At 71.5% G+C, this 14,243-nt stretch carries 14 protein-coding genes; 10 read left to right on the forward strand and 4 right to left on the reverse strand.

All coding sequences use genetic code 11. The features are described from left to right. Positions 1–102 precede the first annotated feature (102 nt). Complete coding sequence (locus ACWC5C_RS29655) at positions 103–1,119, forward strand: helix-turn-helix domain-containing protein (RefSeq protein ID WP_450880327.1); 1,017 nt, start codon at positions 103–105, stop codon at positions 1,117–1,119. Between the two features lie 91 nt (positions 1,120–1,210). Further along, a complete protein-coding gene (locus ACWC5C_RS29660) occupies positions 1,211–2,122 on the forward strand; it encodes a helix-turn-helix transcriptional regulator (protein ID WP_450880329.1) in 912 nt (303 codons plus the stop codon). A gap of 66 nt (positions 2,123–2,188) precedes the next feature. On the opposite strand, the gene ACWC5C_RS29665 is transcribed toward ACWC5C_RS29660, so the two are convergent. Continuing rightward, a complete protein-coding gene (locus ACWC5C_RS29665) occupies positions 2,189–3,139 on the reverse strand; it encodes a phosphotransferase (protein ID WP_450880331.1) in 951 nt (316 codons plus the stop codon). Between the two features lie 130 nt (positions 3,140–3,269). On the opposite strand from ACWC5C_RS29665, the gene ACWC5C_RS29670 reads away from it, so the two are divergent. After that, positions 3,270–3,509, forward strand: coding sequence for a DUF6411 family protein (locus tag ACWC5C_RS29670; RefSeq protein ID WP_450880333.1), 240 nt, complete (start codon positions 3,270–3,272; stop codon positions 3,507–3,509). Positions 3,510–3,595: 86 nt separating this feature from the next. Here the strand turns inward: ACWC5C_RS29670 and ACWC5C_RS29675 are convergent, their stop codons facing one another. Beyond that, positions 3,596–4,813 carry a DUF6777 domain-containing protein gene (locus tag ACWC5C_RS29675; RefSeq protein WP_450880335.1) on the reverse strand — a complete coding sequence of 406 codons (1,218 nt, stop codon included), beginning with the start codon at positions 4,811–4,813 and terminating at the stop codon, positions 3,596–3,598. Positions 4,814–5,106: 293 nt separating this feature from the next. On the opposite strand from ACWC5C_RS29675, the gene ACWC5C_RS29680 reads away from it, so the two are divergent. Continuing rightward, complete coding sequence (locus tag ACWC5C_RS29680; RefSeq protein ID WP_450880337.1) at positions 5,107–5,985, forward strand: universal stress protein; 879 nt, start codon at positions 5,107–5,109, stop codon at positions 5,983–5,985. 173 nt (positions 5,986–6,158) lie between these two features. Here the strand turns inward: ACWC5C_RS29680 and ACWC5C_RS29685 are convergent, their stop codons facing one another. Continuing rightward, positions 6,159–7,184: a 6-phosphofructokinase gene (locus tag ACWC5C_RS29685; protein WP_385436141.1), complete on the reverse strand. Its 1,026-nt coding sequence runs from the start codon at positions 7,182–7,184 to the stop codon at positions 6,159–6,161. 195 nt (positions 7,185–7,379) lie between these two features. On the opposite strand from ACWC5C_RS29685, the gene ACWC5C_RS29690 reads away from it, so the two are divergent. The 4 genes from ACWC5C_RS29690 to ACWC5C_RS29705 all read left to right on the forward strand — a co-directional run bounded on the left by ACWC5C_RS29690 (position 7,380) and on the right by ACWC5C_RS29705 (position 10,535). After that, entirely contained in the window at positions 7,380–7,544 is a 165-nt protein-coding gene (locus ACWC5C_RS29690) for a hypothetical protein (protein WP_450880340.1), read from the forward strand. 184 nt (positions 7,545–7,728) lie between these two features. Continuing rightward, positions 7,729–8,583: an RNA polymerase sigma factor SigF gene (locus tag ACWC5C_RS29695; protein WP_385436140.1), complete on the forward strand. Its 855-nt coding sequence runs from the start codon at positions 7,729–7,731 to the stop codon at positions 8,581–8,583. Between the two features lie 183 nt (positions 8,584–8,766). Next, positions 8,767–9,597, forward strand: coding sequence for an RNA polymerase sigma factor SigF (locus ACWC5C_RS29700; RefSeq protein WP_450880342.1), 831 nt, complete (start codon positions 8,767–8,769; stop codon positions 9,595–9,597). A 38-nt stretch (positions 9,598–9,635) separates the two neighbouring features. After that, a complete protein-coding gene (locus tag ACWC5C_RS29705; protein ID WP_450880344.1) occupies positions 9,636–10,535 on the forward strand; it encodes a hypothetical protein in 900 nt (299 codons plus the stop codon). Between the two features lie 13 nt (positions 10,536–10,548). On the opposite strand, the gene ACWC5C_RS29710 is transcribed toward ACWC5C_RS29705, so the two are convergent. Continuing rightward, complete coding sequence (locus ACWC5C_RS29710; protein ID WP_385436137.1) at positions 10,549–10,749, reverse strand: hypothetical protein; 201 nt, start codon at positions 10,747–10,749, stop codon at positions 10,549–10,551. Positions 10,750–10,949: 200 nt separating this feature from the next. Here ACWC5C_RS29710 and ACWC5C_RS29715 point away from each other — a divergent pair, with 200 nt between their 5' ends. Together ACWC5C_RS29715 and ACWC5C_RS29720 are read left to right on the forward strand one after the other, a co-directional pair. Next, entirely contained in the window at positions 10,950–11,435 is a 486-nt protein-coding gene (locus ACWC5C_RS29715; protein ID WP_450880346.1) for a MarR family winged helix-turn-helix transcriptional regulator, read from the forward strand. Between the two features lie 8 nt (positions 11,436–11,443). Further along, positions 11,444–14,092: an MFS transporter gene (locus ACWC5C_RS29720; RefSeq protein WP_450880348.1), complete on the forward strand. Its 2,649-nt coding sequence runs from the start codon at positions 11,444–11,446 to the stop codon at positions 14,090–14,092. Positions 14,093–14,243 lie beyond the last annotated feature (151 nt).

The raw sequence follows: 14,243 nt of genomic DNA on the forward strand, positions 1-14,243 counted from the left end.
CCGCAGCGGTCGTGTTCACAGTGCCCGGCCCACGAAACCGCCCGCGTCGCGCCCGAGGAAGGCTGCGTTTATGGGGGGTACAAGCTCAACCTCCCTCCCCGGATGTCCGTGACTACCGTGGAGGGCATGGACCACCGCCCCGACGACCGCACCGGCAGCCGCGCCGGTGACCGCGCCGACAGTCGCACCGGCAGCCGCGCCGACGACCGCACCGGCGACCGCGCCGACAGTCGCGCCGACAACCGCTCCGAGATCCGGGACTTCCTCGCCAGTCGGCGCGCGAAGATCACCCCGGAGCAGGTCGGGCTGCCGACCAGCGGCCGTCGCCGGGTCCCGGGGCTGCGGCGGGAGGAAGTCGCGGTGCTCGCCGGGGTGAGCACCGAGTGGTACACGCGGCTGGAGAAGGGCCACATCAGCGGCGTATCCGAAGACGTGCTCAACGCGGTCGCCCAGGCCCTGCGGCTGGACGAGGACGAAAGCACCTATCTGTTCGACCTGGCCCGCGCGGCCCGCCCCGCCCGCCGCACGCCGTCCCGCCGCAAGGACGTCGAGGTTCCGGGGCCCGTGCAGTGGCTGCTCGACTCCGTCGCGCTGTCCGCCGCCTTCGTACGCAACGGCCGCATGGATGTCGTCGCGACCAACCCGCTGGCCCGGGCCCTGCACGCGCCGATGTTCGACAGCGAGACCACCGACCGGCGCGGCCGCGCCAACATCGCCCGCTTCCACTTCCTCGACCCCGGCGCCCACCACTTCTTCGTCGACTGGGACGCCGCCGCCCGCACCACCGTCGCCCTGCTGCGCGCCGAGGCCGGGCGCGAACCCCACGACCGGGCCCTGCGCGACCTCATCGGCGAGCTGTCCACTCTCAGCCCCGACTTCCGCACGTTGTGGGCGGCGCACGACGTCCGTATCCGCCATGACGGCATCAAGCCCCTGCAGCACCCGGAGGTCGGCCGTCTGGAGCTGACGTACCGGTCCCTGGACCTGCCCACCTCCCACCGGTCGGTGCACGAGCTGACCTTCTACACCGCCGAGCCGGGCAGCGCCTCCGAGGACCGGCTCAAGCTCCTGGCCAGCCTGGCGGCGGAGCCCGCCCAACGCGAGACGAGGCGCGTATAGCCGCCGTCTTCAAGGCCGTACGGCGAGCCTGGGTCCAGCTGGGCCACCCTCACCCCGTACGGCGCGCCCCCGGCCCTTCGATACTGGAGGGATGGAGCACAACCGCGAACTCGGCGACTTCCTGCGCTCCCGTCGCGCACGCCTCACCCCCGACGCCGCCGGCCTGGCGCCCGGGCCCGGTGCGCGCCGTGTTCCCGGGCTGCGGCGCGAGGAGGTCGCCCTGCTGGCCGGTGTCAGCACCGACTACTACACCCGCCTCGAACAGGGCCGCCATCCCCACGTCTCCGAGGCCGTGCTGACCTCCGTCGCCCAGGCCCTGCGGCTGGACGACGACGAACGCGACTACCTGTTCACCCTCGCCCGGCCCCGCCCCGCAGGCCCACGGCGCCGCCGTACCGCGCGCGCCGCGCGGGCCCGGCCCGCGGTGCACCGGATGCTCGACGTCCTGGGCGAGGTCACCCCCGCCTTCGTCACCGACCACCGCCAGGACGTGATCGGCTCCAACCGGCTCGCCCGCGCCCTGATCACCGACTTCGACGCGCTGCCGTACCGGGAGCGCAACTTCGCGCGGTTCGTCCTGCTCGACCCGGCCGCGCGCGAGCGGTACGAGAACTGGGACGAGGTCGCCGAGATCGTCGTCGCCAACCTCCGCCTGGTCGCCGCGCACCACCCGGACGACACGCGGTTCAACGAGCTGATCGGGGAGTTCCTCGTCAAGGTGCCCGAGTTCCGCGCCTGGTGGGACACCCACCGCGTCGCCCAGTGCGCCCACGGCGAGCAGCACTTCCGCCACCCCACCGTCGGGAGCCTCACCCTCCACCACGAGACCCTGGCCTTCCCCGCCGACCCCGACCAGACCCTGTGCCTCTACACGGCGGAAGCGGGCTCGCCGTCCGCCGAAGCCCTGGCCCTGCTCGCCAGCTGGAGCGCCCCCTCAGCGCCCGCGCCCACGCACGCACCCGCGCCCGCACCCGCGCCGTCTCGGAAGGAAGAGCGCCGATGACCCCGAGCGCCCCCGACCGCCTCCGCCTCCTGTGGCTGTAGACGCCTTGCGGGTGCGGAGGTGGTGTCAGTCGGCCAGGCCACCGGCGAACGGCAGCGTGCGCCACTGGTCGACGGCCGGTTTCACGTAGTCCGCCAATACGGGCAGCTGCGGCGTGAGCGCGAGGCAGGAGATGGCCCGCAGCATGCCCACGGCGTTCACGAAGCGCATGACGTCCTGGTTCAGCGGCCTCATTCCGTTGCGCTCCGCGCCACGGTTGTACGCGGCTTCGAGGTCGGGCCCGAGACCGGCCAGGTCCCATTCGACGGGGCCCAACGTGACCAGCTCGAAGTCGGCGTAGAGGTCCCCGTCCGCCCCGGAGAAGATGTTCGCGGGCGGGGAGTCGCCGTGGACGGGCTGGAGATCGACCCCCGGGAACCTCGTCTCGAAGACCGTGCGCGACCCCGTGAGCGGCTCCAGCACCTGCCACTCGCGGTGTGCGCGGTCCAGGTCGGCCGGGCTCAGCAGGTCGGGGCGTTTTTCGAGCAGAGCGAGGCTCTCCGCGATGAACCGCGGTTCGGCCGCGGACAGATACGGCAGGCGGCCCGGGTAGGCGCGCATCGCGGCGTGCAGGTCGGCGACGCTTTCGGAGTTCGCCGCGTAGTCGGGCTGTTTGTCCCGGTCCTCCTCGACGAACTGCCAGAACGTCATCGAGAAGCCGTCGCGCTGGACGGGTTCCCGTGGCACGAGAGGGCTCGGCGGGATCACGGGCGTCCCCTGGTCCGCGAGCCACCGGGTCACGTCCAGTTCGGTCTGCTGGCGGGCGGCCTGGGTCGCGAGGTCCGCGGAGGGCGGCAGGACGGTGGGGACCCGGACCACCACCGGCGAGGGCGCGAGATGGACGACGACGGAGAACAGGTCATGGAGGACCCTGGCGTCGGTCACGGTGAGGCCGCGTTCGCGGCCTGCTCCGACCGCCGCGTCGAGGGCGGCGGAGGAGCGGCGGGCGATGTGTTCTGATGTCAGGAAATCGGTCATCTCCTGATCGTTCCATGGCACGAAGTGGACTGGGAAGGATAGGCAGTTGCCGGGGCAAGCATGCGGCCGGGCATGCGACCGGACAAGGCGGGTACCCGGCGGGCACGCCTCTACAGAGGAGTGTTTCACCATGATCTTCGCCATTGTTGGCATTTGTGTCGTCCTGGCGGTGCTGGCCTTCTTCGTCCCGCGCCTGTCCCGCCACCCCGAACGCGGCACCCAACGCACCCTGGGCGCCGGAACCCGCGCGGGCTACAAGGCCCCCGGCATCCTGGGACGGATCTTCAGCAAGCCCTTCCGCAGCAGCTCCAAGGCAGTTGGCCGCAGCGGCGCCGCCGGTCGCCGCGCCCGGAGCCGCATGCCGTTCTAGACGCATGCCGTTCTAGACGCCCGCGCCACGCCGCCAGCCGTCCCTGGTCCGGGAGGAACAACCGGGCCAGGGACGGCTTCTTGTTACTACTGCGGGGGCTGCGGCGGGGGCTGTTGCTGCGGTGGCTGCTGGGGCGGAGGTTGCTGAGGCGGGGGCGGAGGCGGGGGTTGCTGCTGCTGGTTCTGCTGGTTCGGGTCCGTGGGCTGCTGCGGGGGCGGGGGCTGCTGGTTCTGCTGGGCCGGGTCGGACGGCGGCTGGGACGGCGGCGGCTGCTGCTGCGCCGGATCCGACGGCTGTTGCCCCGGATCGGACGGCTGCTGCTGGCCCGGATCCGAGGGCTGCTGCCCGGGATCCGAGGGCTGCTGCTGACCGGGGTCCGTGGGCTGCTGGGACTGATCCGGCGGCTGGGACGGCTCCGCCGACGAGGTCTCGGACGGACGGATCGTCTCCAGGCCCAGCGGCGAGTGGCGCTTGATCCTCTTCGGCGCCTCCGCCAGGTTCGGGGCGTTCTGCTCGCCCGGCATCGCCAGGTACTTCGGGTAGCGGGCCGGGGACAGCACCGCGTCCCGCCCCTTCTTGCCCTTGGCCTCACCGATCACCCGCCGGAACAGCTCCGACTTGCCGACCGTCACCAGGGTGAGCCGCTTGACCGCGTCCGGGGCCGGGCGGATGACGGTGACCGCGTTACGGGAGAAGCCGGACCACTCGGGACCGGTGAACTTCGTCTCGGCGTCCTTCTTCGGGGCCGCCGCCCTGATGGGGTTGCCGGAGGCGCACTTCACGACCGGCATGCCCCGCCGGTCGACGAGCACCGCGGTGCCCGCCTGGAGCACGGTGGCCGCGGGTTTCACCCGGCCCTGGTAGCCGTACGTCCTGGCGTAGGTGTCCGAGCGCAGGACGACACCGGAGAGCCGGTGGACGTAGGCCGGTACGCGCTGCGGCCGGATGTGCTGGACCCGGCTCCAGGCGGCGGCCTTCTTCGGGGACGCCTTGAGGTCGCGGATCAGTTCCCGCCGGTCACAGGGCTGGCGGCCCGGGACTCCGGAGTAGAGGCCGGGGGTGTCGCCCTGGAAGGCCCGGCCACCGTTGGAGGGCGAGACCACATGTCTGCGGTCATGGCCGATGGCCGGGGTGAACGCCGGTACCGAGGTCTTCCCGACCGGTTCGCGACGGTATTCCGCCGCCGCGCCCCGCGCCGCGGAGGGGGTGACCGTCCCCAGGACCGCCACGGCGGACACGACGGCGACGGATCCGGCGGCAAGTCGTGAGCGGCGCGAGGTGAGATGCCATGAGATCGAGCGCATGTCCGTTTCCCTTCCGTCGACCCCATCCTGCGCTCGCCCCTCGCGCCGCCGCGTCCCCCGAACCCCGGACATCCGCCCCCACCTTCGGGGGACGCCTCCGCCACCCCCATTCGGCGTGCACCCCGGCGCGGCGGGGCCGCAGACGCAGAACCGCCCCCGGTCCGGTGGCCCGGACCGGGGGCGGCCGCTGCCCCTCGCGGTTCAGTCGGGGACTCATCACGCACATCGCGGATATATCCCTCGTATCTAGACTAAACGCAAAACCCCATTCACGCTCCGGGAGGGAGAACGCGATGACCGGCCCTGTCGTCGCGGGCGTCGACGGCTCAGAGCGCAGCCTGATGGCGGCGGAGTGGGCGGCGCGGGAGGCGCTGCGCCGTGGGGCCGGGCTGCTGCTGGTCCACGCGGGTCCCCCGCTGCCGCGCAGGGTCTCCCCGGTGCCCGGGGTGGACGCGTGGCAGCAGGTGGGCGAGCAGATGCTGCGGCGCACCGTGGACGCGTTCCTGGCCCGCCACCCCGGCCTCGACGTCGAGGGGACACACACCGACACCGAACCCGACGAGGCCCTTCTCGCGGCCGCGGCGGACGCCGGACTGCTGGTCGTCGGGGCGCGCGGCTGGGGCGGCTTCGACGGCCTCGCGGTCGGGTCGGTGGCGCTGCGCGTGGCGGCCACCGCGGACTGCCCCGTCGTGACCGTGCCCGACCCGGCGGCGCGGCCGCCGGACGCGGAGGGGGCGGCGGACGAGGTGGTGGCCGGTTTCGCCGCACACGCCCCGGCGGACGAGACGATCGGCTTCGCCTTCCGCGCCGCCCGGGAGCGGGACGCCCTGCTGCGGGTCGTGCACGCCTGGGCGCTGCCCCCGGCCTCGCCGTCCGCCTGGATGCTGACCGTGCTGGAGGAGGACCGCGGCCTGTGGGAGGACCAGGAGAGCCAGGCGGTCTCCGACGCCCTGCGGGGGTGGCGGGAGAAATACCCACAGGTCACGGTGGTGCCGGATGTGGTGCTGCTGGGCCCGGCCCAGGCGCTGGTGCGGGCGTCGGAGCGGGCCCGGCTGCTGGTCGTCGGACGCCGTACGAGCCCACGACCGGCCGAGCGCCGCCTGGGCCCGGTCACCCACGCGGCCCTCCACCACGCCCACTGCCCGGTAGCCGTCGTCCCCCACCCCGCCTGACCGCACACCGCCCGACCGCACGCCACACACCGCCTGACCGCACCGGCACCGCACCGGCGAGCCGCCCGCCCCGCCTCACCCAGGACGTACGCCCCCACGCCCGTCAGCCGACGTCAGCCCCGTAGCACCCGCTCAGCCCCATCACCCCCTCGTCCGAAGGACACCCCCACCTCTCACCCGAAAAACACGCCGAACTCGGCGTAGAGCGCGGGATCCACGGTCCTGATCCCGGCCGCGGCCTCGGCGAGCGGTACGCGCACCACGTCCGTACCGCGCAGCGCGACCATGACCCCGAACTGGCGCTCCTTCACCGCGTCGACCGCGCGCAGCCCGAAGCGGGTGGCCAGCCAGCGGTCGAAGGCGCTGGGCGTACCGCCGCGCTGTATGTGCCCGAGCACGGTCGTGCGGGCCTCCTTGCCGGTGCGATCGGCTATCTCCCGGGCCAGCCACTCCCCGACGCCGGACAGCCGCACATGGCCGAACTCGTCCAGCGCCGAGTCCTTGACCACCATCTGACCCTCCTTCGGCACGGCCCCTTCCGCCACCACCACGATCGGCGCGTACCTGATCTTGAAGCGGCTCTCCACCCAGCCGCAGACCTGGTCGACGTCGAAGGGCTGCTCGGGGATGAGGATGACGTTGGCGCCGCCCGCGATGCCCGAGTGCAGGGCTATCCAGCCCGCGTGGCGGCCCATCACCTCCACGACCAGGGTGCGGGTGTGGGACTCGGCGGTGGTGTGCAGCCGGTCGATGGCCTCCGTGGCGATGTTGACCGCGGTGTCGAAGCCGAAGGTGCTGTCGGTCCCCGCGACGTCGTTGTCGATGGTCTTGGGCACGCCGACCACGTCGATCCCCTGCTCCGCGAGGGCCGCCGCGACCCCGAGCGTGTCCTCGCCGCCGATGGCGATCAGCGCGTCCACCTCGTAGTCCGCGAGGGTCTCCCGGACCCGGCGCACCCCGTCCTCGCTGGCCAGCGGGTTGGTGCGGGAGGACCCGAGAATCGTCCCGCCACGGGGCAGGATGCCGCGCACGGCCGGCACGTCCAGCGGCACGATCCCGCCGTCGAGGGCGCCGCGCCAGCCGTCCCGCACCCCGACGAAGTCGAGGCCGTGCACCTCGACGCCCTTGCGGACGATGCCGCGGATCGCCGCGTTCAGCCCAGGGCAGTCACCGCCACCCGTCAGCACTCCCACCCGCATCTCCGCCTCCCTCCACGGCCTTCGATGCCCGCCCCTCTCCAGAGTCCACCCATCGTCGCCCGGGCGCCCACTCCACGGAGTCCGCACCTGTGGATCACCTGCCAGATGATCGGACTGATAAGACTGATGTTTGTGCGGTGTGGATAGACTCCGCCGCGATTACCTCAGGGGACACGGCGGGAGAGGCAGTACGAGATGGCCCAGGCGAAGAAAATCGCGCTTTACATGCTGATCGTCTTCGTGCTGTACACGATCATCCAGACCCCGGCGCGAGCGGCCGATCTCGTCCAGGTGGGGTTCGAGGGCATATCGGATGCCGCGAAGAGCGTGGGTGAGTTCATGAGCGAACTGGTCAACTGACCCGCCGCCCGGGATCAGCACCCGGGTGATCACCGGCTCCGCCTTCCGAGTACCGACGGAAGCGGCTGCCCCACTATGGGGCAATTTCGCCACCAACACGTAGTAAAGCGGTGCTTGCACACAGTGCACATGTCTTGTGATGCTATGACCGCTTTGCCGGGTGAGTACATCGTGAAGGGGTGGCGTGACCGTGTCGGCCCGTACCGCGCCCAGAACCCCGCCCCAAGGCGATGGCGGCCGAGGTGACGGCGGCAGCGAGAGCGGCAGAAGCCGCGGGGCTGACGCCAGAGCCCTCACCCAGGTGCTCTTCGCCGAGCTGTCCGGCCTCACCGTCGGCACCCCCGAGCACAACCGGGTGCGCGACGCGCTGATCGAGGCCAACCTGCCGCTGGTCCGCTACGCCGCCGCCCGCTTCCGCAGCCGCAACGAGCCCATGGAAGACGTGATCCAGGTCGGCACGATCGGCCTGATCAACGCGATCGACCGGTTCGACCCGGAGCGCGGCGTCCAGTTCCCGACCTTCGCGATGCCGACCGTGGTCGGCGAGATCAAGCGCTACTTCCGCGACAACGTCCGCACCGTGCACGTACCGCGCCGCCTGCACGAGCTATGGGTGCAGGTCAACGGCGCGACCGAGGATCTGACGGTGCTGCACGGCCGCTCGCCCACCACCGCCGAGATCGCCGAACGGCTGGGGCTGGGCGAGGACGAGGTGCTGGCCTGCATCGAGGCCGGGCGCTCGTACCACGCCACCTCACTGGAGGCCGCCCAGGAGGGCGACGGGCTGCCGGGACTGGTCGACCGGCTCGGCTACGAGGACCCGGCGCTCGCCGGAGTCGAGCACCGCGACTTGGTGCGCCACCTCCTCGTACAGCTGCCCGAGCGGGAGCAGCGTATTCTTTTGCTCCGTTACTACAGCAATCTGACTCAATCTCAGATCAGCGCCGAGCTGGGTGTCTCACAGATGCATGTGTCGCGACTGCTGTCCCGCAGCTTCGCCAGGCTGAGATCCGCAAATCGGATCGAACCGTCATCGTGACGGGGGACCCCCGCCCCGCCCCTTCGGCGCTGTAATGTCGACATGGCGCTACAGCGTGTTGCCGACATGTGACATTCTGCTGGAGTCGCGTTTGCCGCGGCCCGACCTCCGGTATTCAGGGGAAGGCTGCGTTTGAACGCGGAGAGCGCAACTGGGATCCGTCCGCGACCTCAAGGGGGTGGCATGTCCGTAGAACTGGGCAGCTCGAAGGTGCTCACCAACGACGCACCGCACGTGCTTGACGACTGCGACGCCATCGACACCCGCACCCTCTCTCGCTCCCTCTTCCTGCGGCTTGCCGCACTCGACCGGGACAGCGAGGAAGCCGGGTATGTACGTGACACCCTCATCGAGCTGAACCTGCCGCTGGTTCGCTACGCGGCGGCCCGGTTCCGCAGCCGCAACGAGCCGATGGAGGACATCGTCCAGGTCGGCACGATCGGTCTGATCAAGGCGATCGACCGTTTCGACTGCGAACGGGGCGTGGAGTTTCCCACGTTCGCGATGCCGACCGTCGTGGGCGAGATCAAGCGCTTCTTCCGCGACACCAGCTGGTCGGTGCGGGTGCCGCGGCGGCTGCAGGAGCTGCGGCTGGCGCTGACCAAGACCAGCGACGAACTGGCCCAGAAGCTCGACCGCTCCCCGACCGTCCCCGAGCTGGCCACGGCCCTCGGCGTCTCCGAGGAGGACGTGGTCGACGGGCTCGCGGTGGGCAACGCCTACACCGCGTCCTCGCTGGACTCCCCCTCCCCAGAGGACGAGGGCGGCGAGGGCTCCCTGGCCGACCGGCTCGGGTACGAGGACAGCGCCCTGGAGGGGGTGGAGTACCGCGAGTCGCTCAAGCCGCTCCTCGCCAAACTGCCCCCGCGCGAGCGCCAGATCATCATGCTCCGCTTCTTCGCCAACATGACGCAGTCCCAGATCGGCGAGGAGGTCGGGATCTCCCAGATGCATGTCTCCCGGCTGCTCACCCGGACCCTGGCCCAGCTGCGCGAGGGACTCATCGCGGACTGACCCTGTACTCCTGACGGGCCGTCAGCCACACTGGCCCGATGCGACCAGCGGGGAGCCGGACAACGGGCCGCCGAGGCACGGCAATCGCCGCCTCGGCGGCCGCGCTGTGCCTGGGCGCACTACTCAGCGGCTGCGCCGGAGACGGCGGCGGCCATGTCGCGACCGGGGCGGCCGGTCCCGGCGACGGGCGGGCCCCGACGAAGGCCGTCCCCCCGGAGGGCGGCGTGGACCTGGTGCCGCTCGATCAGGACGGCGGCGGCACGAACAGGAAGAACACCGCCGGGAAGAACAGAGGGAGCGGGTCACCGGAGAGGGCCGGTACGGGCGGAGCCCACGGCAGCGCGCCCCCGACCACCGGGTCCGGCACGCCCTCGCCCGCCGCACCGTCACCCCAGCGGCCCTCGGCCGCCACCAGCCCACCGGGCACCGGCGAAGCGGGCGGCGGCGGCGCTACGAGCCCCACTGGCGGACGTACGAACGACGAGCCCGCGCCCTCGCCCTCATCCGGCACCACGTCTCCCGCACCCTCCACCCCGTCCACGCCCAGCGGACCGGCCGCCCTGAAGGTCGGCGCCCCCGAGCGCGAGGCGACCGACGAGCGCTGGTGCGAGAAGGTGACGGTCGAGTTCCGCAACACCGGTGGACTGCCCGTCATCTCGGGCACGGTGACGCTGTCGACCCACGTCATCGACACGCTCGGCCTCGACTGGGCGACGCTGGAATCGAAGAGGAAGCTGCCCGCGCCGATCGGCGCGGGTCAGAAGCGGGAGCGGACCTGGAAGGTGTGCGTGGACGCCTGGCGGGTCCCGCTGGGGATGCACATCGAGACCCGGGACATCTCCGTCGACTGGAAGCCCTGGAAACCCCCGAAGCCCTCGGAATCCCCGAAGGCCTCGGCGTCCTCGAAGCCCCGGGAGACCGAGCCGCGGGCGTCCTGAACGGACGGGCCGGTCAGCCCAGCGCCAGCCAGGCCACCGCCGCGACGATGACGATCGCGGCGACCACGCCGACGATCACGCCGACCCGCGAGCCACCGCTCGCCGGGGCGGCCGTCTGCGGCTGCCGTCCGCCCTCGTCGACGAACGCACGGAACATCTGAGTGGATCCGGCCGGATCGGGGTTGCCGTTAGGGCTCTGCGGGTTGTTCGCCATGGGCCCAGACCCTAGCGAACGAGCGGATTCCCGCCCACCCCTGGGTCACACGAGGCACCACACACCTCAAGGCCCCCATTTGACTGACAAGAGGACAAGCCTTTAAGGGGAATTTACCGCCCCAACCCACCCTGTCATTTGCCTGTAGCAACTAACTTCTTCTATGGTTGCCTAAAGCAACCTAAAGTCAAGGAGGTGCGATGGCAGCGCAGAGCCAGTACGAAGAGCTGGCCCGTCAGCTCAGCGCCATCGGCACCGTCAAGCGCGACCTCGGCCGGGCCCTCCCGGCCGACTGCCCGGCCGGCTCGGCCGTCGTCCTCATGCTCCTCGACCGCTACGGCGAGATGCGCATGAGCAAACTGGCCGAGCTGCTCGGCATCGACATGTCGGTCACCAGTCGCCATGTGGCCCATGTCGTCGATCGCGGCTGGGTGGATCGCACGCCCGACGTGCTCGACCGGCGCTCACGGCTGCTGAGCATCAACGCCAGCGGATTGAAACTGCTCAGCCAGGTGTCCGAGCGCTACACGGACGCGCTCGCGTGCCGTCTGAGCGACTGGTCGGACGACGACGTCGGCCGCCTCAACGAACTTCTGGCCCGGCTGCGGACGAGCTTCGGTGACACCCGGCACCGGCTCCTGCCGCACCAGGCCGAAAGCACTACCCGTACACCTTCGCAAAGTTAAGGACATTCATGGCAACGACCACACCGGACGGCGGTGTGCGGGGACCCGCGGGCGGCCCCGCCCACGCCAAGCATGGCGGAGGAGGACACCACGGCCCCCACGGTCACGGTGCCGACGACGCGGCACCGATGACCCACCGGCAGATCATGGAAGCGCTGTCCGGGCTGCTGCTCGGGATGTTCGTCGCGATCCTGTCGTCGACGATCGTCTCCAACGCGCTCCCCGAGATCATCGCCGACCTCCACGGCAGCCAGTCCTCGTACACCTGGGTCGTCACCGCCGCGCTGCTGTCCATGACGGCCGCCACTCCGCTGTGGGGCAAGCTCTCCGACCTGTTCAGCAAGAAGCTGCTGGTCCAGATAGCCCTGCTGATCTACGTCGGGGGCTCGGTCGTCGCGGGCCTGTCGCAGAACACCGGCATGCTGATCGCGTGCCGTGTCGTCCAGGGCGTCGGCGTCGGCGGACTCTCCGCGCTCGCCCAGATCGTCATGGCCGCGATGATCTCCCCGCGCGAGCGCGGCCGGTACAGCGGCTACCTGGGCGCGACCTTCGCCGTCGCGACCGTCGGCGGTCCGCTGCTGGGCGGCGTCATCACCGACACCGACTGGCTGGGCTGGCGCTGGTGCTTCTACGTCGGCGTGCCGTTCGCGGTCATCGCGCTGATCGTGCTGCAGAAGACCCTGAAGCTCCCGGTCGTGAAGCGGGACGTCAAGGTCGACTGGGCGGGCGCGCTCTTCATCAGCGCCGCCGTCTCGCTCCTGCTGCTGTGGGTCACCTTCGCGGGTGACAAGTACGACTGGATCTCCTGGCAGACCTACGCGATGGTCGGCGGTGCGATCGCCCTCGGCCTGATCTTCATGCTGATCGAGTCCAAGGCGACCGAGCCGATCATCCCGCTGCGGCTGTTCCGCAACAAGACGATCACCCTGGCCTCGCTGGCGTCCCTCTTCGTCGGTGTGGCGATGTTCGCCGGAACCGTCTTCTTCAGCCAGTACTTCCAGCTGGCGCGCGGCAAGACGCCCACGATGTCCGGCGTCATGACCATCCCGATGATCGGCGGCCTGTTCGTCTCCTCGACCCTCTCCGGCCAGATCATCACCAAGACCGGCCGCTGGAAGGTGTGGCTGGTCAGCGGTGGCGCGCTGCTGACCGCGGGCCTCGGCCTGCTCGGCACGATGCGGTACGACACCCCGTACTGGCACCTGGCGATCTACATGGCGCTCATGGGCCTCGGCATCGGCATGATGATGCAGAACCTGGTGCTGGCCACCCAGAACCAGGTGGCTCCGCAGGACCTCGGCGCGGCCAGCGCCGTCGTCACCTTCTTCCGTTCGCTGGGCGGTGCGGTCGGCGTCTCGGCGCTCGGCGCGGTGCTCGGCAACCGGGTCTCCGACTACGTCAAGGACGGCCTGACCGACCTCGGCCCCAAGGGCGCGGCGCTGGCCCAGAAGGCGGGCGGCAGCACCGGAGGCGGCATCCCCGATCTGGACAAGCTCCCGGAGCCGCTGCGTTCGATCATGGAGAGCGCCTACGGGCACGGTGTCGCGGACGTCTTCCTGTTCGCCGCTCCGGCCGCGTTCCTCGCCTTCCTGCTCACCCTCTTCATCAAGGAGGTCGCGCTGCGTACCAACTCGGGCTCGCAAGCGTCCGCCGAAGCCGCCGCCCCGGCGACCGCCCCCGCGAACGACGTGACTGTCGCGGCCACCGCGACCGCCGCTGCCGTCGCGGAGACCGGTCCCGACCGGATCGAGGAGCGGGAGCCCGCCCTGGTGGGCGCCCCGTCCGCCGATCTGTCCACCTCCGACTCCGGCCGCGCACCGGCCGCCACGGTCGCCCCGCAGCGCCTGGCCGCGTTCGCCTCGGCCGGTGACGGCGGGTCCGGACACCAGCCCCGGCAGGGCGTGCACGGCTTCGTGCGGAACGCGGACGGCGGCGCCGTGCCGCGCGCCGCGGTGACGCTGATCTCGCTCGCCGGACGGCAGCTCGGCCGTTCGGTGGCGCACACCGACGGCTCGTACGCCCTGGACGCCCCGGGCTCCGGCTCGTACGTGCTGATCGCGGCCGCCGACGGCCACCAGCCGCAGGCCTCCACGGTCGTCGTCGGCGACGAACCGCTCGGCTTCGACATCGTGCTGTCGGCCACCAGCGGGCTCGTGGGCACCGTGCGCGGCGCCGACGACGGGCAGCCGGTGGACGCGGCGATGGTCGTGGTCACCGATGTCCGCGGTGAGGTGCTGGCCACCGGCAAGACCGGTGAGCGCGGCGAGTTCAGCTTCGAGGAGCTGATCGCCGGAACCTTCACGGTCGCGGTGAACGCGCCCGGCTACCGGCCCGCCGCGCTGCCCGTCGAGGTCGGCTCCCAGGGCCTGACCCGGCTGGAGATCGCGCTGCAGGCCGGTGCCCGGGTGCAGGGCACCGTACGGGCCGGGGCCGACCGCCGCCCGCTGCCGGACGCGCGGGTGACGCTGGTCGACGCGGCCGGGAATGTGGTCGCCACCTCCACCACCGGTGAGGACGGCGCGTACGCCTTCACCGACCTGGACGCGGGCGACTACACGGTCATCGCGAGCGGCTACCCGCCGGTCGCGGGCAACCTGACGGTCGCCGGGCACGGGATCGACGCACACGACGTCGAACTCGCCCACCCCGGCGACTGAGAACTCCGGGGCCGGGGCGTGCGAAGAGCGGAGACACGCCCCGGCCCCGGACCCGGGCGGCGGGAATTCCGCCGGACCCGGAACCCGGATCGGGGCAGCGGTGTACATCAGGCAGGGGACGGCCTCACACCGCTGCCCGGGTCCGGGCGCG

It is taken from the genome of Streptomyces sp. NPDC001700 (genome assembly GCF_053596435.1).

Coding starts and splice junctions, on each gene's coding strand:
- ACWC5C_RS29670 (WP_450880333.1), top strand. CDS start 3,270: ATGATCTTCGCCATTGTTGGCATTTGTGTCGTCCTGGCGGTGCTGGCC.
- ACWC5C_RS29675 (WP_450880335.1), bottom strand. CDS start 4,813: ATGCGCTCGATCTCATGGCATCTCACCTCGCGCCGCTCACGACTTGCC.
- ACWC5C_RS29710 (WP_385436137.1), bottom strand. CDS start 10,749: ATGGCGAACAACCCGCAGAGCCCTAACGGCAACCCCGATCCGGCCGGA.
- ACWC5C_RS29715 (WP_450880346.1), top strand. CDS start 10,950: ATGGCAGCGCAGAGCCAGTACGAAGAGCTGGCCCGTCAGCTCAGCGCC.
- ACWC5C_RS29685 (WP_385436141.1), bottom strand. CDS start 7,184: ATGCGGGTGGGAGTGCTGACGGGTGGCGGTGACTGCCCTGGGCTGAAC.
- ACWC5C_RS29680 (WP_450880337.1), top strand. CDS start 5,107: ATGACCGGCCCTGTCGTCGCGGGCGTCGACGGCTCAGAGCGCAGCCTG.
- ACWC5C_RS29705 (WP_450880344.1), top strand. CDS start 9,636: ATGCGACCAGCGGGGAGCCGGACAACGGGCCGCCGAGGCACGGCAATC.
- ACWC5C_RS29700 (WP_450880342.1), top strand. CDS start 8,767: ATGTCCGTAGAACTGGGCAGCTCGAAGGTGCTCACCAACGACGCACCG.
- ACWC5C_RS29665 (WP_450880331.1), bottom strand. CDS start 3,139: ATGACCGATTTCCTGACATCAGAACACATCGCCCGCCGCTCCTCCGCC.
- ACWC5C_RS29720 (WP_450880348.1), top strand. CDS start 11,444: ATGGCAACGACCACACCGGACGGCGGTGTGCGGGGACCCGCGGGCGGC.
- ACWC5C_RS29655 (WP_450880327.1), top strand. CDS start 103: ATGTCCGTGACTACCGTGGAGGGCATGGACCACCGCCCCGACGACCGC.
- ACWC5C_RS29690 (WP_450880340.1), top strand. CDS start 7,380: ATGGCCCAGGCGAAGAAAATCGCGCTTTACATGCTGATCGTCTTCGTG.
- ACWC5C_RS29660 (WP_450880329.1), top strand. CDS start 1,211: ATGGAGCACAACCGCGAACTCGGCGACTTCCTGCGCTCCCGTCGCGCA.